The organism is Streptomyces avidinii (assembly GCF_014650695.1).
GTDB classification, from domain to species: Bacteria; Actinomycetota; Actinomycetes; order Streptomycetales; family Streptomycetaceae; genus Streptomyces; species Streptomyces avidinii.
In genome coordinates this window covers 545,536-566,396 of the sequence record NZ_BMVL01000002.1, presented here as the reverse complement: position 1 = coordinate 566,396, position 20,861 = coordinate 545,536, and the positions used below count along the sequence as shown (strand labels likewise).

The 20,861-nt window shown below is 70.0% G+C and carries 16 protein-coding genes and 1 pseudogene; 8 read left to right on the top strand and 9 right to left on the bottom strand.

The features are described from left to right. Nucleotides 1-226 precede the first annotated feature (226 nt). The 6 genes and pseudogenes from IE257_RS06895 (at nt 227) to IE257_RS06870 (ending at nt 7,343) form a co-directional block, all read left to right on the top strand. On the top strand, nt 227-1,549 hold the full coding sequence (locus tag IE257_RS06895; RefSeq protein WP_189965696.1) for a PP2C family protein-serine/threonine phosphatase: 1,323 nt from the start codon (nt 227-229) through the stop codon (nt 1,547-1,549). Nucleotides 1,550-1,777: 228 nt separating this feature from the next. Beyond that, a pseudogene (locus tag IE257_RS37975) lies at nt 1,778-2,042 on the top strand (alcohol dehydrogenase catalytic domain-containing protein); the annotation flags it as partial. A 603-nt stretch (nt 2,043-2,645) separates the two neighbouring features. After that, a complete protein-coding gene (locus IE257_RS06885; protein ID WP_189965694.1) occupies nt 2,646-3,836 on the top strand; it encodes a polyprenyl synthetase family protein in 1,191 nt (396 codons plus the stop codon). After that, nucleotides 3,836-5,374, top strand: a complete 1,539-nt coding sequence (crtI, locus tag IE257_RS06880) for a phytoene desaturase family protein (protein ID WP_189965692.1) — start codon at nt 3,836-3,838, stop codon at nt 5,372-5,374. Before IE257_RS06885 ends, crtI begins: the two co-directional genes overlap by 1 nt. Continuing rightward, a complete protein-coding gene (locus IE257_RS06875) occupies nt 5,371-6,354 on the top strand; it encodes a phytoene/squalene synthase family protein (protein WP_189965689.1) in 984 nt (327 codons plus the stop codon). The genes crtI and IE257_RS06875 overlap by 4 nt, the downstream gene beginning before the upstream one ends. Further along, nucleotides 6,351-7,343, top strand: a complete 993-nt coding sequence (locus IE257_RS06870) for a Rieske (2Fe-2S) protein (protein ID WP_189965687.1) — start codon at nt 6,351-6,353, stop codon at nt 7,341-7,343. The genes IE257_RS06875 and IE257_RS06870 overlap by 4 nt, the downstream gene beginning before the upstream one ends. 41 nt (nt 7,344-7,384) lie before the next feature. Here IE257_RS06870 and IE257_RS06865 read toward each other — a convergent pair whose 3' ends face one another. From IE257_RS06865 to IE257_RS06835, 7 genes are all read right to left on the bottom strand, one after another. After that, the gene (locus IE257_RS06865) at nt 7,385-8,926 is read right to left on the bottom strand and encodes an FAD-dependent oxidoreductase (RefSeq protein WP_372452949.1); all 1,542 of its coding nucleotides are present in this window, start codon (nt 8,924-8,926) and stop codon (nt 7,385-7,387) included. Continuing rightward, nucleotides 8,923-9,630, bottom strand: a complete 708-nt coding sequence (locus IE257_RS06860; RefSeq protein WP_189965683.1) for a class I SAM-dependent methyltransferase — start codon at nt 9,628-9,630, stop codon at nt 8,923-8,925. The genes IE257_RS06865 and IE257_RS06860 overlap by 4 nt, the downstream gene beginning before the upstream one ends. A gap of 9 nt (nt 9,631-9,639) precedes the next feature. Beyond that, entirely contained in the window at nt 9,640-11,073 is a 1,434-nt protein-coding gene (locus tag IE257_RS06855; RefSeq protein ID WP_189965681.1) for a lycopene cyclase family protein, read from the bottom strand. Nucleotides 11,074-11,161: 88 nt separating this feature from the next. After that, entirely contained in the window at nt 11,162-11,797 is a 636-nt protein-coding gene (locus tag IE257_RS06850; protein WP_189965679.1) for a TetR/AcrR family transcriptional regulator, read from the bottom strand. A 142-nt stretch (nt 11,798-11,939) separates the two neighbouring features. Beyond that, nucleotides 11,940-13,484 carry a right-handed parallel beta-helix repeat-containing protein gene (locus IE257_RS06845; protein ID WP_189965677.1) on the bottom strand — a complete coding sequence of 515 codons (1,545 nt, stop codon included), beginning with the start codon at nt 13,482-13,484 and terminating at the stop codon, nt 11,940-11,942. A 1,392-nt stretch (nt 13,485-14,876) separates the two neighbouring features. After that, nucleotides 14,877-15,611 (bottom strand): GAF and ANTAR domain-containing protein, encoded by a 735-nt coding sequence (locus tag IE257_RS06840; protein ID WP_189965675.1) that lies wholly within the window; start codon nt 15,609-15,611, stop codon nt 14,877-14,879. Between the two features lie 46 nt (nt 15,612-15,657). Beyond that, nucleotides 15,658-16,425 (bottom strand): GAF and ANTAR domain-containing protein, encoded by a 768-nt coding sequence (locus IE257_RS06835; RefSeq protein WP_229920168.1) that lies wholly within the window; start codon nt 16,423-16,425, stop codon nt 15,658-15,660. A 1,734-nt stretch (nt 16,426-18,159) separates the two neighbouring features. Between IE257_RS06835 and IE257_RS37970 the strand changes: the two genes are divergently transcribed. Beyond that, nucleotides 18,160-18,414 (top strand): VOC family protein, encoded by a 255-nt coding sequence (locus tag IE257_RS37970; protein ID WP_229920167.1) that lies wholly within the window; start codon nt 18,160-18,162, stop codon nt 18,412-18,414. 16 nt (nt 18,415-18,430) lie between these two features. Here the strand turns inward: IE257_RS37970 and IE257_RS06825 are convergent, their stop codons facing one another. Next, nucleotides 18,431-18,760, bottom strand: a complete 330-nt coding sequence (locus IE257_RS06825; RefSeq protein ID WP_189965671.1) for a hypothetical protein — start codon at nt 18,758-18,760, stop codon at nt 18,431-18,433. A gap of 218 nt (nt 18,761-18,978) precedes the next feature. Next, nucleotides 18,979-20,196 (bottom strand): PP2C family protein-serine/threonine phosphatase, encoded by a 1,218-nt coding sequence (locus IE257_RS06820; RefSeq protein ID WP_229920166.1) that lies wholly within the window; start codon nt 20,194-20,196, stop codon nt 18,979-18,981. A 209-nt stretch (nt 20,197-20,405) separates the two neighbouring features. On the opposite strand from IE257_RS06820, the gene IE257_RS06815 reads away from it, so the two are divergent. Next, a complete protein-coding gene (locus tag IE257_RS06815) occupies nt 20,406-20,810 on the top strand; it encodes an ATP-binding protein (RefSeq protein ID WP_189965669.1) in 405 nt (134 codons plus the stop codon). The last annotated feature ends 51 nt before the right edge of the window (nt 20,811-20,861 follow it).

The following is a 20,861-nucleotide window of genomic DNA, read 5'->3' as shown; positions in this document are numbered from 1 at the left end:
GTTCTCAGACGGGCGGTCCCACCCCGCCTGAGCAGCGTCCCGACCACCCGTGACGCCGTAAGATCGCCGGTAGGGCCCGGCGGTGCAGCCTTTCCCAGGCCAGAGATCGTGGCATGCCGTGATTGCGGACCTGGAAGGGGCTGTGGGCCCGCGTTCGGGGTCGGGGTCACTCAGGTATGCGGGCGGCGCCACGCTCGCGGGGCAGAGGCCGGGTAGAAAGAGCGGTATGAGCAGGGGTCCGGAGCGCGGCGCCAGCGGGGCCGACAACGATGTGGACGCGGTGCTCCAGACTGCGTTGCAGAGACTGGCGCTGCTCGCCGAGGCCACCGACGCACTCTCGAGCACGCTCGACGGCCAGGAAGCGTTGCGGCGGCTGTGCCGGGTGCTGGTGCCGCAGCTGGCCGACTGGTGCGCCGCCGATCTGCTCGACGAGCACGGAAGACCGTACAGAGCCGTGGTGGAGCACTTCGACCCCAGCCGGCCGACCGGCCACCTGCAGGGCCCGCTTCCGTCCATGACGCAGACCTGCACCGACCCCCTTGCCAGAGTGCTGCGCGGCGCCGGCCCGCTCCTGGCCGATCCCGCAGCAGTTCTCGCCGCCCGAGATGCGTCCGCGCTGCAGGCCGCACAGGTCCGCCTCTTCAGCACCCTCGGCGTCAAGTCCGCAGTGATCGCCCCGCTACGGGCCCGACGTCACGTCCTGGGCGCCCTGACCCTGGCCCGCAGCGGCGACCAGCTCGCCCTGACCGCGGACGACCTCGCGCTGATCGACGATCTGGCACAGCGCACGGCCCTCGCCGTCGATAACGCCCGCCTCTACGCCTCGGTCCAGGACACAGCCGAACACCTGCAGCGCTCCCTCCTGCCCCGCCTTTCGGACCTGACCCCGCTGAGCGTGGCCGCCCGGTACATCCCGGCCCGCTCCGCCGCCGAAGTCGGCGGGGATTGGTTCGACTGCTTCCGCCTTCCCGACGGCTCCACGGCCCTGATCATCGGCGATGTCACCGGACATGACCTCCCGGCCGCCGTGACCATGGGCCAGCTCCGCAACATGCTCCGCGCCTTGGCCTGCGACCGCAAAGACCCGCCAGGCGACATCCTGCGCCGCCTGGACATCGCCACCGACACCCTCTACGGCGGCCAGACCGCCACCGGCGTGTACTCCCGCCTGGTGGCGGCCAGCGAAGGAATGTGGACACTGGATTACGCCAACGCCGGCCACCCGCCCCCTCTGCTGATCACCCACGACGGCGACACTCGTTACCTGACCGGCGGCCACAGCATCCTCCTGGGCGTCGACCCGCACACCGCCCGTCCCAGCGCCTCAGAGCTCCTTGCCGAGGGCACCACCGTCCTGCTGTACACCGACGGCCTCGTCGAGCGCCCTCGCGAACACCTCGACACCGGTCTGGAACGGCTCCGCCAGCATGCTGCCGCCCTCGCCCGTGAGGACGTCCCCACCTTCCTCGACGAACTCCTGGCCGGCCTGGCCCAGGACAGCAGCGACGACATCGCCGTCCTCGCCCTGCGCCTGCCGCCCGCACAATGATCCCCGACCAGTGATCGATCCCCGAACAGATCATGCGGACCCGACAGGGCTGTGCTGCTGTCCGGTGTGGAACGGGGTAGCGGAGCAGCCATGCACGTGTGATGCACGTGTGACCTGAGGGCGAACCGCTGTGGCTGCGGCACAAGCCCCACATCCTGCGCTACCTGCGGATCGGGGTGGAGGCCGGCATGGTCGTGCCCCCCATGCCCGGTTCGCCGGAGGAAGTGCTTGCGGGCACTCACATGGCACGGCAAGCGGGACGTACGCGTCGACACCGTGCCCGACTTCACGATCCGCGACCGCGCCGACGGGTCCGTCAAGATCACGACCACTGGCCTCTGGCCTCCGCGGCTCGGACCTGAACCTCTACGAGGTTCTCGATGCCTTTCTCGACGCAGGCGACATCCTGGGCCACGAGCCCATGGGCATCGTGGAGGAGGTGGGACCGGACGTCACTTCTCCGAAGCCGGGGGACCGCGTGGTGATCCCCTTTGCGCCGGGCCGGCGCGGGGCGGCGGAATCCGGGCACGCGAGCAACCAGAGCCTCCACGAGCCGTACGCCGGCAGCAGCCTTCTCGAGAGTCCCATCCGTCTTGTTATCTTCGCGCTCTTCGTTGTCGCCGGCCGCCATGTGGCGGGACGCCATCTCATCGCGTCGCCCGAACGTGGGACCGGGTGCCCGGATTCAACGAGGTCCTCGCCCCCCGATGGGCTCCAGCCACTGACGCTCGGCGAGTACCTGATGTTCAGGGACTTCGCCCCTTGACGTGACCGAGAACTGGCAGCCGGAGTTCGTGTAGTTCTTCCTTGGCATCTTCGGCACCATCTGGCTCCTCCAGCGCGGCTCACCCGAGCCCCAAAACGTCGCTGGTCTCCGGACCCTGAGAGCACCACGCCTTGTTCCGCGACGGCGCCGAAGCCGTACCCCGTTCCGCAGATGCGCCCATTGGGTGGATGGGCCGGGTGGTCTGTCTGAGCCCCACGCCTGGAGGGGGACATATGGGGCGCGGAGCCACGGGAACACCGGCGAGTGCATCCGTCCGCCCTGTCGACGCGAAACAGGCGGCATACGCCACTTCACGACACGGAGGACCGAATGGAAGAAGTGTCGTCTGCGCGACATCCAACCCTCTCCGATACATCGCCCGCAAGGCTCGCCGGCGCCCTGGCCGCCACAGTCGACGAAGACGTCGTCGCAGCTGTACACCGAGAGTTGAAGAGCCGCTGCGACGAGCTCATCGCGTTCGGCCGTACCCTGGACCCCGTCTTCGCCACGGACATTGCCGAACGGCTGGCTGCCTACACCCTCAGCGGCGGCTCACGGATCCGCCCGCGCTTCCTTTGGTGGGCCCTGCGAGCATGTGGCGGATCGGACTACGAAACACCTGCGGCCCTGCGCATTGCCGCAGCTCTCGAACTCATTCAGAGCTGCGCCCTGATCCACGACGACGTCATGGACCACTCCTCGGTGCGCCGGGGCCGGCCCTCCTTCCACACACAGCTCGCTCTGCAATACCCGGCCCCCGCTCGCGAGGCTGTCACTGAGTCCTTCGCTCACTCCGCCTCCATTCTGGCGGGCGACCTCGCTCTGTCCTGGGCGGACGACCTGGTCGCCACCACTGACCTCGAACCCGCGAAACGCGCCAGTGTCCGGCATCTCTGGCGTGCCATGAGAACCGAGATGGTCGCAGGCCAGTACCTCGATCTGCACGGTCAGGCCACCTCATCCCGCTCCGCGACCCGGGCCATCCGCACCGTTTGCCTCAAGACCGCCCGCTACACGGTGGAACGGCCCCTGGCCCTCGGCGCGGTCCTGGCCGGAGCCGACGAGAGCACCTCCCGTGCCCTGGGTGCGGCGGGCCGGTGCGCTGGAATCGCCTTCCAACTACGGGATGACCTTCTCGGCGTGTTCGGCGATCCCATGGCGACCGGCAAGCCCTCCGGGGACGACATCCGCTCCGGAAAGCCCACCTACCTGATCGCGCTGGCCCACACACGCGCCCGGGCAACCAAGGACACGTCCGTCACTGACCTTCTGGACTCCTGCCGGGGGGACGCCGAACTCTCCGGCAAGGCGCTGGCCGCTGTCCGTGAGGCGTTGGTCTCCACCGGCGCTCCGGAGCGAGTCGAACGACGCATTGCGCGCCTGGGCCGTGCCGCCGAACACCACCTGCGTGCAGCACATCTGAGCGGGCCCGCCGCTGTGCACCTGACCGGGCTGCTGCGTCAGATTGCCGTACCGCCCGAGCAGCAGGCCACCGGCACAGTTGACCGCGGGAGCCTTTGATGAAGACGATCACCGGGCGTACCGACCACGTCGTCGTCGTCGGCGCCGGACTCGCGGGGCTGTCCGCAGCGCTCCATCTCCTCGGCTCCCATCGACGCGTGACCATCGTCGAACGTGACCTGCTCCCGGGCGGCCGAGCCGGGCTCATCGAAGCCGATGGCTACCGTTTCGACAGCGGTCCGACCGTGCTCACCATGCCGCACCTGCTCGAAGAAGCCTTCGCCGCCGCAGGCCAGTCCATCTCCGACCGGCTGACCCTGCACCCGTTGCACCCCGCCTACCGCGCCAGCTTCGCGGACGGCACCAGCCTGCACGTCCATACCGGGGCCGAGGCGATGGAAGCCGAGATCGAACGCTTCGCCGGAGGGCGCGAGGTCGCAGGATACCGCCGTCTGCGCCGGTGGCTGCACGACATCTACCAGGCGCAGATGGACCGATTCATCGACAGCAACTTCGACTCGCCACTGTCCCTGCTGAACCCCGACCTGGCCCGGCTCGCTGCCCTGGGCGGCTTCGGCCGCCTTCAGCCGAAGATCAGCCGTTTCCTCACCGACGAGCGACTCCAGCGCGTCTTCTCCTTCCAAGCCCTCTACGCCGGTATCCCACCCGCCCGCGCCCTGGCCGCTTACGCCGTCATCGCCTACATGGACACCATCGCCGGCGTGTACTTCCCCCAGGGCGGCATGCACGCCGTACCCACCGCTATGTCTGCGGCTGCCGCGGAGGCCGGCGCAAGCCTCCAGTACGGTCAGACCGTCACTGCCCTGGAACGCACCGGCGAGCGGATCACCGCCGTCATCACCGACCAGCAGCGCATCCCCTGCGACGCCGTGGTCCTCACCCCAGACCTTCCCGCCGCCTACCGGCTGCTCGGCGCCCGCCCGCGCCGCCCCCTCGCCCTGCGCCATTCGCCGTCGGCGGTGGTCCTGCACGCCGGGACGGACCGGACCTGGCCCGAACTGGCCCACCACACGATCTCCTTCGGCGCCGCCTGGAGGCAAACCTTCCAGGAACTCACCCGCACCGGCCACCTGATGAGCGATCCCTCCCTTCTCATTACCCGACCCACTGCGACCGACCCGAGCCTGGCTCCGTCCGGGCGACACATCCACTACGTGCTCGCACCCTGCCCCAACACCACCATCGGCCCCTCGGTCACCTCCTGGAAGGACCTGGGGTCCCGCTATCGCGACAGCCTGCTGCGCGAGCTGGAGCAGCGCGGCCTGACCGGTTTCGAGGACGCCATCAGAACCGAGGCCCTCGTTACCCCCGCCGACTGGACAGCTCAGGGCCACGCCGCCGGAACACCCTTCTCCGTCGCCCACACGTTTCCGCAGACTGGCCCCTTCCGGCCCCGCAACCTCCCCAACGGCACCAGCAACGCCGTCCTCGCCGGCTGCGGCACCACCCCCGGCGTCGGCGTGCCCACCGTCCTGATCTCCGGCCGCCTCGCCGCAGCCCGCATCACCGGCCTCGCCCGGCCTCGCCCCAAAAACCCATCCGCCCCGTCCACGGCGCCTCAAGGACACAGCGCATGACACGACGCGAACTCGATGCCGCCCGCATCACCGACCCCACCCAACGCGCAGCCTTCACCCAGTGCCGCCACCTCAACGCCCGCCACGGGAAGACATACTTCCTAGCCACCCGGCTCCTGCCACCCTCCCGCCGCCCCGCCGTCCATGCCCTCTACGGCTTCGCACGCCTCGCGGACGACATCGTCGACGACCTGAGTGCCCCCACCTCAACCGAACACCGGGCGCAGCAGCTCCAGAGGCTTTCGCAAGACGTACGTACGGCCATGGACGGTGACCCTGGCCGTCATCCAGTCGTCAACGCGGTCGCCCACACAGCGCACCGCTACCACATCCCCCGCCACTACTTCGATGACTTCCTCGCCTCGATGCGCGCCGACCTCACCGTCACCGACTACCCCACCCTTGAGGCCCTGCGGAGCTACATGCACGGCTCCGCCGCCGTCATCGGCCTCCAGATGCTTCCGGTCCTCGGCCACGTGACCTCCCGCGAAGAAGCCGCCCCGCACGCAGCCGCTCTCGGCGAGGCGTTCCAACTGACCAACTTCGTCCGCGACGTCGGTGAAGACCTCGACCGCGACCGCGTCTACCTGCCCGCCGACCTCCTCGCCGCCCATGGCGTGGACCGCGACCTGCTGCAATGGAGCAGGCGCACCGACCGGCGCGACCCCCGCATCACCCGCGCCCTCCAGGCCGCTACCGAGCTCACCAGGGGCTTCTACGCCAAGGCGGCGCCCGGCATCGAGATGCTCGACCCCGTCTCCCGGCCATGCGTGCGTACCGCCTGCGTGCTGTACGGGGAGATCCTCGACGCCGTCGCGCGTGACGGCTACGCCAGCGTCCATCACCGATCCTCCGTCCCCCTGCTCCGCCGAGGGGCCGTTGCCGCCGCGGGGCTCGCCGCGATCAGCAAAGCCCGTCTGACCGCCGCCCCTGCGGACCGGCCCGACCTCGCCGGCCAAGCGTTGGAGGAGCCTCGATGAGCGCCCGTCCCTTTCACCGTCTGCCGATCAGCCTGCGCCGGGGCCCCCTGCCCTGGCATCGGCAGCAGCCGACGTGGCGCGCCGCCTCTCCCCGGATCATCGCGGCCGCCCTCAAACGGGCGCAGACGCGCCCGGCAGGCAACTGGTACGTCCTGGGCGCCAGCACGTCCGTACCCCGTGATGCCGGCTACGGCGCGACCATTGAAGGCACCGAAATCGTGGCGTGGCGGGACGGCGCCGGGACCCTGATCGCCGGGCCCGGGGCCTGTCCGCACCTGGGTGCCGCGCTTGCCGACGCTCCGGTCCGCTGCGGAACCCTTGTCTGTCCCTGGCACGGACTGGCCCTCAACGGTGCCCCGTTCGCCGGCTGGCAGCCCTTCCCGGCCCATGACGACGGCATTCTGGCCTGGGTCCGGCTCGACGACCACGGCGGCGAGGACCCGCTGGAGGCACCCTCCATCCCGCCCCGGCCGCCCTCCGGATCTTCGCTGGCCGCCGTCTACACCGGCACGGGGTTGTGCGAGCCCCAGGACATCATCGCCAACCGACTCGATCCCTGGCACGGCGCCTGGTTTCACCCCTACTCCTTCGCCGACCTCACCGTCCTCGACGACGGGGCCACCACCGACGTCATGACCGTGAAGGTCTCCTTCAAACTGGGTGGCCGTCTCGTCGTACCCGTGACGGCGGAGTTCACCGCCCCGGACCCCCGCACCGTGGTCATGCGCATCACCGACGGCGAGGGGGTCGGATCCGTTGTCGAAACCCACGCCACACCATTGGGGCCCGCGCGCGACGGCAGCCCCCGCACCCGCGTCACCGAAGCCGTCATCGCCACATCCCACCGGACCGGCTTCACCGCCGCCCGCACCGCCGCGCCACTCCTACGCCCTCTGATCCGGCACGCCGCCGGACGTCTGTGGAAGGACGACCTCGCCTACGCCGAACGCCGCTGGCAACTGCGCAGCACTGGCCGCTACCCCGGTTGACCCCGCAAGGCTTACGAGGCCGTGGGCATCCGCGCCCCGGATCACCGGCGCCCCAGGCCCGCCAGTGCCCGGCCGGCAGCCAGACGGCCCTTGCGGGGGACCGTCCACAACGCCTCGCCGCGAGCGCCCCACCCTTCAAGCAGGGCGTTCGCGGCGAGGAAACCACTGGTCGCAGCGCGCTCCATCAGCGCGACCGGCAACCCCGTACGCACCAGATCCCCGGCCACCACCACCCGGCAATCAGCGGTACGCACCGTAGGCCGGTCCTGGTAGCCGCCCACGGTGAACAAGGGGCAGTCCGCGCGCCACTCGTGGCGGGCGTCGATGATCTTTGCGTCAACGGTTTCCGGATAGACCTCTCTCAACCGGTTCACCAGTCCCTCCTCAACCATCCGGCGTGGCAGGGCGGGATCCACGGCGTAGGCGTGCAGTTCCACCACCGAGCCGCCGCTCGCCAGCGCCCAACGGTGCGCTTCGCCCTCCCACCGGTCCAGGACGCTCACGTTGTCCAGGCCGTCGTAGCCGCTGGTGCCCAGGAACCCGGGCCGCTCCCCGGCCACCGGCTGCGACAGCCACAGCCGCGACACCAGAAACGGCGGGGCCGTCCGAAGAGCGCCGATCCGCGTCCGCCACGCAGCGCTCACCAGATCGGGCGAGGCAGCGGTTACCGACTGCAGCCCACCGGTGTCCAGAGCCAGCACCACCGCGTCGTACCCCTCGCCGCCCGCCTGCGCGACGACCGTCATCCCCTCCCGGCCGGCCGGTCGGACCTGGCCTACCGCCGTGCCTGTGCGGATCTCCACACCGAGCCCGTCCAGATGACGGGCCAGTGGCTCCCACAACGAGTGAGGGAACGGCTCACGCGGCACGTCGAACAGCAGCCCCTCACTGGACCCCAGGAAATAGATGTGGATCATCAACACCAGCTCGGCCGCCGACAGCTCCGCCGGGTCGGCGAAAAAGCTCCGCGAGAACACCTCGAATGCCAGATGATGCGCGGCGTCGGGGAAACGGATGGCCGCCAGGAAATCGGTGGCGCTCGTCCCGTCCAGCGCTTCGTACACCTGCGGCACCGCAACGTCCAGGAGCGGCAGGGCTGCCCGCGCATTCATCCGTCCCAGGTCGCGCCACGTGAAGGACGGACTCTGTGCGATGAACCCGAGAGCGTTCAGCGGCGGCGTACGCGGCACGCGCGCGAAGCTGTCCTGCCCTCCGTTCCGGTGGCGCAGCGGGTAGTCCGCGAGTCCGGTCAGGCTGTGCAGGCCCGGATCGGTCCGGCACAGCAGCGCCCGCAGGTTGTAGTACTGGCGGAAGAACGCGTGGAAGCCGCGACTCATCGTGGCCTGTGAACCGTCGGCCAGCCGCGTCTGCCACCCGGCCAGCCTCCCCCCGAGCTGCGCGTCCCGCTCGTACAAGGTGACCTGCACCCCGCGTTCGGCCAGAACGGTGGCCGCCGACAGCCCGGCGATCCCCCCGCCCACCACGGCCACCCGCCGCTCACCCCGCTCCAGGCGCGCCCGCCCACCCTGGACCTCGACCCGGTGGGCCCGCCGGTCCCGCCCCGGATACGGTTGCCCCCTCACGCCGCGACCCCGACGAATGTGTGCGTGATCCCCCTCTGCCACCCCGGCAGCGGTAGCACCCGCACCCGGGAAAACCCTGCCTCCCGCATCCTTCCCGCGAACTCAGCCGCCGTGTCGAACCCCAGCACGCTGTGCCACAAGTGCTCATACAACCGCGCGTCCCCAGCCGCCCTGCCCAGCGGGATGATCACCGACCGGCACACCGCCGTCCACAACATCCGGTCCATGCGCCTACCGCTGAGTGCGTACTCGTGCACGGCGATCCGGGCACCGGGTGCCATCACGGCGCGCACCGACTTCAGTGTTCGGTCGGTGTCGGTCACGTTGCGAAACAGGTAGGCGGCGAAGACAGCGTCGAAGGGTCCCTCGACGCCCGCAGCACCGAGCCGGTCCGCCGAGGCCTCGATCAAGCGGACACCGGGAGGCCACGGCTTCTCCGCCGCCCTTGCGAGCATGCCCGCAGAAGCGTCCACACCCGTAATGTGGGCCAGCGGCGCCGCCGACAACAGTGCAGCGGTCGATGCACCGGTGCCGCACCCCAGATCCAGGACACGGGCACCGCGCCCGGCGTCCGGCAGACCCAGCCGCCGGGCAGAGCGGCGCAGGTGCCCGTGATAGCCGGGGCTCGCCGAAACCATCCAGTCATAGCGGGCCGCGGCGTGGTCGAACGCCTCGGACAGGGAATCGTCGCGCAGCAGGGACATGGGAGCCTTTCAGCGATGCACCGGCCAAGAGGCAGACGCGGACCGAGGAACCAGGGGAAGATCCAGCAGCGAGCGCAGCATGGGAACCACAGGCGTACGCATGCCCACGCCGACGTCCTCCCACAAAGAAGTGGCTCCGTCGAGGAACCGCAGCACCCGTTCCGCCGGCACGGACGAGAAGAGCTGTGTGAAGAATCGGGCGCCGTCAACCCGGCCGGTGTCCAGGGCCCGCAGCAGCACGGCGTCCATCGTCCGCGCCCGCAGTGCGTGCGGGGCCGGCACGCGGGCCGGAGAGCGTCCTTCCCGGACGGCGCGGGCCACGTACAGACTGTGCCGCTGGATCGCGGCAAATGTGTACCCGGTTGACGGGCGGGTCGCCCCGCCCGCGACACCGATGGGGAAGACCCGGCGCGCATGGCGACGGGGCAGGCGCCCGTCGCTCATGGGAATCACGCCCTGTTCCTGCTCGCCCACCACGTACTCGCCCAACTCCAGGATGCTGCCGCAGTAGCGACTCAGGGCGCGCTGGTAAGCGACTTCGTCCAAGGTGGCGGGGGAGAACTCCGTGTACTCCACCAGAGCCTCGTGGCAGCTGGTGGGAAGGACGTACCCGAAAGCCAAGCCGCGGGCAGGCTGGGGAAGACGGAAATCCATCAGGACGGCCGCACTCGGATCGAAGACCGGCTTCGAAGTCCGGACGAACCAGCCTCGAAAATGCTGCAGCAGCGTGGTCCTGGCGGCCGGCAGCCGAGGGGGCAGCCGCGAGTCGAAGACCAGACCCGACCGAAGGCCCGATACAACCCCTGCCACATCACGGCCCCACACCACAGCTTCGTCACCGGTGTCCGTGACCCGCTCGACCGTGAGCTGCCGCACCGCAATCCCGGATGTGCGCAGCCGCTCGGACATGGCCTCCTCGAAGCGGCCCGACCTGAGCATCTTGTACCTCAGAGCCCCCAATGACCGGTCGACAACCGTCCCGTCAGGCCCGTACACGCGCAGCCGGTCCCAACTCCCTTCGAGCAGGTGGTCGTACGGCCCCCCGCCCGCCTCCCAGAAGCACCAGGTCCGGTCCGGCGAACGCAGGGGCCCCGGCGGTGCCTCCACCATCAAGACGCTCGGCCGAAACCCTGACCCGGAGGGAGGACCGGCCAGGTGAGCCGCCAGGGACAGCCCCGCTGCTCCTGCTCCGACGATGGTGACATCAGCGTTCCAGCTCAAGGCGGGCCTTCCGGCGCGACGTTCCGTATTCCGACCCGGGCGTATGGACGGATGCAGAAAACAGTGTGACCCCGCCCGTCCCGGGAAGCGGAAGGCACACGCCGGAGAGCCGGTGCGGACTGCCGAACGAGGTGCAGGCCGGCGGTGCGGGAAAGCCCGGTGGAGAGCCGGCCCGTCTCGCTCGTACGGAGCAGAGGCTGTTCGGGCGAAGTGCTCGCCCATCTTGGGGGCGGTGGGGTGTGAGCGGCGGCGCAACCGGGTGCCGGTCGCCGTGCGGAGGCTGCGGGTGTCACCTTCCCGCGAGTGCTCCTTACTGCAGTAGTTTCAGGGCTGCAGTCGCCAGTCTTTCCGCGGTGAGATGTTGTTCGTCGGCCGGCAGGATGAGATGGCTGATGGTCATGCGGACGATGACGTCCGCTGCTATTTGCAGAGAAGCTGTGTGCTGTTCCGGGTATCGCGTGGCCAGCCAGCCCTGGACGAGGGTTTGACCGGCATAGAAGATCGGGTCCGCTCGGGCGGTGAGGTAGGGCAGGAGGCTGTCGGAGCCCTTTCGGGCGGCTGTGACGACGGCCCGTATGAGGGGCTGGCTCTCGGCCTCCTCAAGTACGTAGAGGATGGCTGCCCGGAGGCAGTCATGGGAATCGGGCACCCCGGGATAGAGGGCATCGGCCACACCCGCCAGAAACTGCTGGGTTTCACGGACTACCAGCGCACGGCCCAGGCCGGCGCGGTTGCCGAACTCCTTGTACACCGACGGCCGCGACACTTCGGCGCGGGCAGCGACGGCCAAGAGGCTGACCTGGTCCCAGCCGGCTTCGCACGTGAGGTCGCGAGCGGCATCCAATACACGCTGCCTCATCTGTTTGCGCCAGGCAACGCGCGGGGGGTCGGGTACCGACCCACCTGTGAGTGTCGCCGCTTCGATCCGGTGCCTTGCCGCCGCCATAGTGGCCAGTCTGCCAGGGGCCGAGGCCCGTTCGGCGAACCGGGCTCGTGAGTGCGTGCCCGGCGGGCGCGCGGTGGTGCCGACCCTTGGAGAGGGGGCGGGGCCGGCACCACGTCATGGCGCCCCAAGTGATCCGCAGGGATCAGGAGCGCTTGCGCCGCGCCACGAAGAGGAGACCGCCGCCGAGGGCGAGAACCACCGCCGCGATACCCAGCGGGAGTACAGGGTCGGAGCCGCCTGTCTCTGCGAGCGGACCGCTTCCGCTGTGCGGCTTCAGCCCGGAGCCGCCATTGCTGCCGTCGCCGGTTTGCACGCCCGGTGATGCGGTGGGGTCACTTCCGGCGGACCGGCCGCTCCCGGCGGGGGCGTCCCCTTGCCGGCCGGGAGAGGAGGCGGCGGAGGCATTTCCCGGGACGCCGCTGCTCTTGGCGCCCAAGCCGTAGGCGCCCCGGTCGGGCGCGCCGCCGGCCCGGCGGGCTCCGGTGAAGTCGGTGGTGACGGCGGCGAACGGCGTACCCGAGCCGGCGGCGGGGGATCCCTCGCTCAGCCGGAAGTCCGCGTCCGCGCCGGTGCCCGCCTTGGTGAGCTTCGGATCGGCGATGACATCGTTCGGGCCCTGGACCTCGGGGGCCTTACCGCCGAAGTAGACGTTGTAGTCGTAGGTGACGTCCACATTGCGGGACTTGCTGTTCGTCGCTTGCCCCGGCCGGCCGTACGCAATGTTGTTGAGCAGCCGCACGTCGGTACTGTCATGCGCGAAGATGTTCGCGTAGCTCTCCATGCGGGTGCTGCGCCCGTTCGCGTAGGCCGTGTTGTGGACGATGTCGACGTGCTGGCTCTTGTACGAGTGGATGCCGGAGCCGCCGTTGTCGTACGAGAGGTTGTTGGCGACCAGGACGCGTCCGCTGTAGGCGGGGTGATCGGCGTCGCCCTTGAGGGTGTCGATGATGATGCCGTTGCCGTCGGAGTAGCAGCCGCACTTCTCCCATTTGATCTTGGTCTCGTTGTCGTGGACGCGATTGCCGGTGACGCGGATCTTGTACGTCCCGGCGTCGCCGCCACCCACGTCGCGCGGGGTCAGGACGGAGATGCCGCTGGTTGCGTCCACCGCGTACCAGGAGGTCCCGAACACGTGGTTGCCGGAGATGGTCACGTGGTCGGAGTCGATGGCCGATATGCCGCCGTCGGCGCAGCCGTGCACCTCGTTGCCGGTCACCTCGACGTGGTGCGACAGCGCGCCCGTGGACCGGTCCTGTTCCACGGAGATGCAGTTGGTGTTGTAGGTGGGGTCGCCCTTCTTGGATTCCCGTTCTGCTCCGGCCAGGGTGAGGGCTGCGTTGTTGCCCTTGACCTCGAGGTTCTTGATGGAGATGTAGGAGGCGCCGTGGATGCTGATGCCGTTCCACGCCTGCATCGGGTGGATCACCGGATGGTGGCCGGGGTGAGCGGTGAACGTAATGGGGGCTCCGGAGAGGCCGGAGCGCTTGATGGTCACCACGTTCGACCCCGCCGAAGGCTCGGAGTACGTGCCGTTCATGATCGAGACGGTGTCGCCCGGCTCGACGCTGTCCGCGGCCTTCTGAAGGGTCCGGAAGGGAGCTCGGGTGGACGTGCCCGAGTTGCTGTCCTTGCCGCTGGGGCTGACGAAGTACGTGCGGGCCGCGGCGTGTGCTGTACCGGCTCCCATGGTGGCGAGGCCGAGGGGGGCGGATGAAGCGAGCAGTGCTGCGGTCAGGGGCGAGGGTGCTCGTGCGTTTCACTGTTGCCTGGTCTCCCAGTTTGTCCTGGCGAAGCGGCTGGTGCCCTCCGTGGGCCGTAGCCACGAGCAGAGAGCACGCAAAGGAGGCATTTCGTCCGTATCGCCGCGCCGGGGCAAGGCGCCGGGCAGTGAAGCCCGGAGGGGTAGCGCTCCGAAGTCCGCTGTGAGGGGGGTGAGTTACTCGAGTGACAGTTCCAGACTCGAAAATTGAACGCAACCCTGGACTATGTGTAAACGTTCTGACAGTTCGTCATTTCATCACTCTGTCTGTCTGTCTGTCTGTCTGGCTGACGCTGCGGAGGACCGCAGCGCGCCCGGCTTACGGGTCACAGCAGCGCGGCTCGGAATCCGGGATGGGCTGGAAGCCATCAGGTTCACCGACTCGGCCGGGCTGGACGGTGGCCGCCGGCGGGATCAGGCCGAGCGCGGCCCCCAGGCCCCCAGCACGGTCGGGGCGAGCAGGGCGGGCGTTGAAGACGATTGTGTCGACGGCCTCAGCGCAGAAGGTGGTTCATGGGCGCGGCTCCCCAACGGTCCTGCAAGAGGTGTGGGAGATCATCAAGGGGTTCGGCTCCTACGGCTTCTCCGTGTGCACGCCGCGGCCGCCGCCGTGCCCGCACTGCAGTCCGCGTGGCTCAAGGCCCACCACCCGGCCGTTTTGTACGCAGGGCTGCTGGAGCACGACCCCTGGCATGTGGCCGCGGACGTCATGGCACCCAGCAAGGGCCTGGAAAGCCCAGCTGTCGCCGATCACCCTGAACGACATCCGGCGCGCACCGACCGCTTCGACGATGACGTCAGGGTGTACTGGGTCTCGCCTCGCAAACGGCCACCGCGCTACCCGGTCCCGGAGCAGAGGCTATTCGGGGACGCAGTACGCGCCGATCGTGGGGGACGGGAGCAGATCCTCCGCATGATGTCTACTTCCGAACCGACGTGACGGGCTTCGCCCCGGCCGATCGCGCCGCCGACGGCTCCGCGCATCGACCGATCTTATCGGCCAGGCCCCGCAGGAAGCATGGCAGCGGCTCTCCTGCGGCGACGGCGCCAAAGGGCCACGCCTATACGACTGGGCCGCCGCCCGGCTTCCGATACGGGAAGAAGGCAGCCTGCGTCCCACACAGCAGGGAATCGCCCTGGTCAAGGACGTTTGGCTGCGGGGCATCGGTGTCTCCCTCATCGCGGCCGGCGTGAACGGTCACAGGTGACACGGACGGGCCCCCCTGTGCGTCGGCGTGTCCCTGTACATCTGAGGACTTCGCCGACTGGGGCGTGAGGGTGACTCGTTATGGACCGACCGCCCCCTCGCGTCGGTGGGCATCACGACAGCTCGCCCAGCACGGCCTGGGGCGTGATGCGGCGTTGGACGATGTCGGCGGCGATCTCGGTGGGGCGCTGGTGGTGACGGTCGGCGAAGGCGCTGAGGTGCCGGGCCGCCTGGGCCGGGGTGATGTCGGCGGTCGCGGCGAGCATCCCGGTGGCGGTGTCGAAGACGGCCTTCCCGGACAGAACTGCCTGGGTGGAGGTGACGATGTCCTCGGATCGGAGGCCGTCCTTCTTCCACGTCATCAGCGCGGTGGTGGCGACATCGGCGAGGGCGCGCAGCAGGTGTGTCTCGGCCTCGTCGAGGGGGGTGGGCCGCCCGACCAGGAGGTTGAGGGCGCCGATGGTCTGGCACTGGGCGATCAGGGGCACCGCGTGGGCGCTCCGATAGCCGGCGGTAAGGGCGAGGGGAACGAAATCGGGCCACCGGTCCCGGTCGGCTTCGAGGTCGTCGGCGTGCACGGGGATGCCCTGGTTGAAGGCGTCGATGCAGGGACCCTGCCGGATCTGGGCCTGCCACATCTCGGTGAGTTCCAGCGTGTGCTCGGTGGCAATGGCGGGGCGCAGGTGTCCGCGGGAATTGACGAGCATGACGCCCGCGGCGTCGATGCGGGTCAGGGCGACGCTGTGCCGGGTGAGCCGGCCGAGGAGGACGAGTGCGTCCACTTCGTCGGCGAGGGTGTCACTGAGCGCTACGAACGCTTCGGTGAGCTGTCGCTCGCGGGTGTTCATGCCGGTTTCACTGCTTCCCTCCTCAGGCCCGCGGGTGGGGGCGGGGCTAGTCACGGAACCTGATTCTTCCGGCGATGACGTCGAAAGCCGCCTCCGTCACGGTCTGTCCGTGGGAGAAGGCGTAGGCCCTCAGGCGGGCCAGTGCGTGGTGGGGGTCGACTCCCAGGTGCACCATGATCATTCCGGTGGCCTGGTGGACCTCTTCGTGGTCCGTCTCCGCCTCGTCCAGCCAGGACGCTCCGAGGCCGTCTCCGGAATCCTGCGCCTGGAGGGCGAGAAGGGCCGTCGTGATCGCGTCGGCGGCGGGGAACGCGAAGGAGCGGTCGCTCTCGGTGAGGGGGCCGGTGCGGTCGCGGTAGAGGTCGAGGGTGCCGATCGCGACGGCGCTGTGGTTCAGCGGCAGCGAGAACACCGCCCGCACGCCCAGTTCGACGGCCTGCTGGGAGAAGACGGGCCAGCGGGCGGCATCCGGCCCGCGGGTGAGGTCGGCGGCCAGGACAGGGGCGAGGTGGGTGAGCGCGGTGACGCAGGGTCCGTCGCCCAGGGTGTACTGGGCTTCGGCGAGGCGGCCGGCCACTTCGTCGCTCGACCACCACAGGGTGCGGATGTCGGGGTCCTCGCCGGACAGCGACACCGAGGCTCCGGTGACGTCCATCAGGTCCACGCAGGCCCGGCACAGGGCAGCGGGCACGTCGTGGCTGGCAACGCCGTCGACCGCACCGCTGAACACGCTGTGCAGCCTGCCCTCCTCCCCGTCCTGTGGGAGCGGACCGCCGCCCCCGGAAGGCAGGTCGTCGGGGTGGACAGGATCCACGGCGCTTCACCTCCAGTGGCAGCCCGTTACCCCATCTTCCTTCATCGGGCCCAGCACCTGCACCATTGACCGGGTGACTGTCGCCTACACCGCTGCCGGGGCGGTCAGCTGCTGCGGCACGGGGGTCCGCCCAGTGCGCGAGGCGGATTCCCGTAGCCCGTTGCACGATCACCCGCGCCGCGAGCGGGGGCCGGAGCAAGCGTTCCTCCGCGGTGCGCGGGATGTGGACGAGGCGGACGGGCGGATGCCCCGGGGCATCATCGCGCCCGATCCGTACCAGGGAAACCGAGCGCCGAGTGGCCCAGGCCCGCACGACCGGCAGGACATCGGTGGCATCGGCGGCCGAGAGGTACCCGACATCCAGGACGAGACACGTGACGCCGGGCCGGAGCAGAGCAAGAGCCGGAGTGATTCGGCTCCGGCATTCCGCGACCCGGCCGGTGCGGGGCCCGGGACACGGGGTCAGTACGGCGTAGGCGCCCAGGAATTGGATTCGGGTAAGACAGGAGGTCACGGGGCTTCCCCACCTGGGCCGTCTCTTTCGGATCTTGTCGGCCGAGCCCGCGGCGTCCGGTGCCGTGTCCGGCAAGGCGGAGAGGCGCCCTTGTAGTGGGCGTACTCGGGCGCCCCGACAACGCGGCCGGGTGCGGTGCCGGGCGTCGCGGGCCCGGCAAGATCCGGAAGAGACGGCCCACGGGGCGGCAGCCTTGAACAGCAGACCCGCAAGGGCCTCGTCCGGGTGCACGGCTGGCGCCGTGCACATGTCCGGCGCGTGAAGGCCGCGAGGGGGCGCCCGTACGGCAGGCTGGGGCGCCGAAGCCTCGATACGACGGAACCAGGCTGGTCCATCCCTCCCACCATCCCATGGCTCGGGCCGGGCGAACCGTGGCCGCCCCACGGAAATTCCGGAGCCCGCACGCGCCACGGGCACGGGCGTGCCGCAGGTACCACTGCGCGCCCCGCGGGAATCCTTCCGTAAGCGCGTCGTCACGCCGCGGACGACTCCCGCCCCGCCCCGCCCTGGAAGGGATCCCACGTGTCTCCGGCCGGTAACCGATGGAGGCGGCTCGTACGTCCGGGCGGCCGGCGGGACCGCTCGTCGGGATCCTGCCGGCCAGGACCCGGGTCGAGGAGGTTCTGACCCGGTTGCGGGGCCGCCGGGCCCGCCTCGGAGTCGCGCCCGGGGACCCCGCGGCGCTCCGCGCCATGGACGCTGCCTACACCTGTGCGTGCTCATGGGCCGGTCGACGGTGCACGAGGCCCTCCTCGCACGCCTGGAGGAGCAGGTCCGCCTGCGCGCGTCGACGGCGCGGCGGGCTGAGCCGTAGAAGTCGAAGGTGGACAAGGCCGAACTCAAGCGCGCTCTCGGCCACTGAATCCCGGCTGGACCCGAGCGCCGGACCTGAGCACGGTTCATCCGACAGCGGCGTCCGACGGCGCGCCGTACACGTACCCGAGTCCGGTCAGGCAGGCCGCCCCGACCCGGGCACGGTGGACGAGGGGCACGGACGCGAGGCCGTACCGTCAACCGGGAGCCCGCGACGAAGCCGGATCGGGCGATCGAGGCCATGGGAACGGCGCGTTCACCTGTCAGGCGCCGCGGACGTCCGTGGCTGCTGTACCGGTTGTTCCATCCGTCCGCTCCTTCGCATCGGTGTTCATGGAGTCCTGCTGTGTAACAGGCGGGGCGAGGACGTTCCCGGGTACTGCGCGGCCTCCTACGAGGATGAGCGGGTGGTGCTGCGCAGTGCCGGTGCAGCGGTCGCCAGGCTGAACAGCGGGCCTGTCGAGGCGGGTGCCGAGCAGTCTTACGACCGTCCCCGGTGGCTGGTCCACTTCAAGGTCCCCGACCTGGACGTCGCACGGGAGCGCGCCGTCGCACAGGGGGCGACACAGGTGCCTGGTCCGGCCGATGCCGACCGACGCTCGCAGGTCGCGCTGCGGGATCCGCAGGGAGCCCTGTTCACCCTGGGCCGGGCAACGGAGTGACAGCCGCGGGGCGGCGTCAGTTCTCCGGGCCGTCGGGATGCCTGGCGCACCACTGGCGTACCAGGGCCACCAGGAGACCCGACGTCATGGCGTAACTGACGGCGAACGCCGCGATCAGGGGCGGCGCCGACGTGGCAGTGGCCAGCACGAGCAGCGCCAAGGAGAGGAACACGGCGCACCACAATGCGGCAGGAAGGCTCCAGGACCCGGCCCGCCGTCGTTTCCCGTGAGCGGGGACGAGGCCGTACTCGGAAGAGAGCACGCGGAATGACGGCTCGTCGCACAGAGCGCTCTCGATGCCGGCGAGTTCCATCTTCTCCTCGTGGGAGAGCCTCCGCCCGGACATGACGAAACTCCCTTCCGACGGCTGCGGAGGGGGCCCTTCGCCCCGGGCCGGGCCCGCCCATGCCGTACGAGCGGCCGCCTGGGCCCCGACGCCGTCGCGGTCGGTTTGCGCGCCTTCCTCGGAGAGGATCGCTCCTTGCGCCTGCCCTGCCTCATGCGCATCTAACACGGACGGCCCGACCGGGCGACGCGCTTCCGGCCGGAGCACCCCCGGCCCGGTCAGTGCGTCCGGGGGAAGGGATGCCATTCGATGAGCAGGATCGTCGCGTCGTCGCGCAGGTGGTGCTGGTGGTGGCTGAGAAGGTTCTGGACGAGGCGGCGCAGTGCTTCGGGGGCGTTGTCGCCCGAGGCGGTGGAGCGGATGACGGTGTCGGCGAGGCGTTCCTCGCCGAAGAGGTCGCCCTCGGGGGAGCGCGCTTCGGTGATGCCGTCGCTGTACATCAGAACGCGGTCTCCGGGCTGGAGCCGCACGTGTTCCTGTGCCGGTGGAACCGGGGTGTGGAAGCCGAAGCCGAGGGGGAGATGGGGCGGGCGTTCGAGGGCGTTCTGCAGCACGTGGCCGTCGCGGATGAGGAGCGGCGGCGGGTGGCCGCAATTGATCCAGGTGAAGTCTCCTTGAGCGGTGTCGAGTTCGGCGATGACGGCGGTCATGAGCCGGTCCGGGATCCACTGGGCCAGCGTGCGGTCGATGGCGGAGACGATGTCGGGGAGGTCGCCGCTCGAGCGGCGGGTGGAGCGGCACGCGGCCAGAGCGGCGCCGCTGGCGCCCCCGGAAGCGAGGTCGTGACCCATAGCGTCGACCAGCGTCAGGTGAAGGACCCCGTCGATGAAGCAGTGGTCGAAGGCGTCGCCCCCGATGTCGTAGGCGGGCTCCAGCACGGCGGAGGAAGTGGCCAGGGCGGTGCCGATGGTCCGGGGCGGCAGGAACGCCCACAGCAGTTCGGCCTGGAGGGTCATGGGCCGTACTCGCTGCCCCTGGACGAGCGGGTCGTGGTGGGTGGATTTTGATACCACCAAGAGGGTGGCCAGGCTCGCCAGCGCACGGCTGGCCTCCAGCAGCCCGGAGTCGGGGCCGGAGGTGAGGGTCTGCATGACCCCGATCCGCTCGATGCCGTCGACCATGGGGAACCAGGTCGTGTCCCCGCCGCGCGTCGACTGCACTTCCTGGGTGCGGTAGGCCAGACCGGCGAGGGAGCCCTCGACGCCGAGACCTTTGCGTTCCTCCGCCGTGAGGTCGGGCCGGGGCAGCGGGAGCAAGCGCCGCTGTTGCAGGTCGGCCAGGTAAAGACGGGTCCGCGAGATCCCGAGTCGGCGGGCGGCCTCACCGATCACACCGGGCAGCTCCAGTGCGGAGGCACCGTGGGAGCGCTCGAGCACCCACGCCAGAACCGCCCCCAGGCATTGCGGCACCGCCGGGACGGTCTTTTCCGCGCTCACTGTTGCGCCGTTTCCGCAGCGTCACGAGTCATTGCACGCCTCGATTCTCCGCCGGCCCCTGCTCCATCGTCGTCCTTCCCCGCTGCGAAAGCGACCGGCGCGTATTCGATTGCGGGGGTGACTGGGCCGGGCCGCAGGGGGCAGGGGCACAACGGAGGGCGTTACACCCCGTACGCCCCTGGACTCGTCGTGGCTTTCGGAGCCGATCCATGCCCCTCCTCCCGATCCTGCACCTGGAGCTGAACGGTCCGGGTGCCGCGGGGGCTGCCAGGAGCGCAGCCCGCGGCCTCCTGGAACCGTCCGAGGCGGGCGACCGCGCGTTCACGGCCGTCGCACGCGATACGGCCCTGCTGGTGATCAGCGAGCTGGTCACCAACGCCGTCCGTCACACGTCCGGTGGCTGCGTGCTGGACATGCACAGGACACCCGACGGCGGTCTGGACGTCGACGTCAGCGACACCAGCAGTGCCGAACCCCGGCTACGGGACCCCGGTCAGCAGGGGGAAGGCGGATGGGGCTGGCACCTCGTCAACCGACTCGGCAAAGAGGTCGACGTGCGACACCTCGCAGGGCAAGGCGGCAAGACCATCCACGTCCATCTGGATCGCACTTAGGCGTTCTTGCAGATCAGCGGGCCTCGGATGTGATCCGGAGGCCGCTCCCGG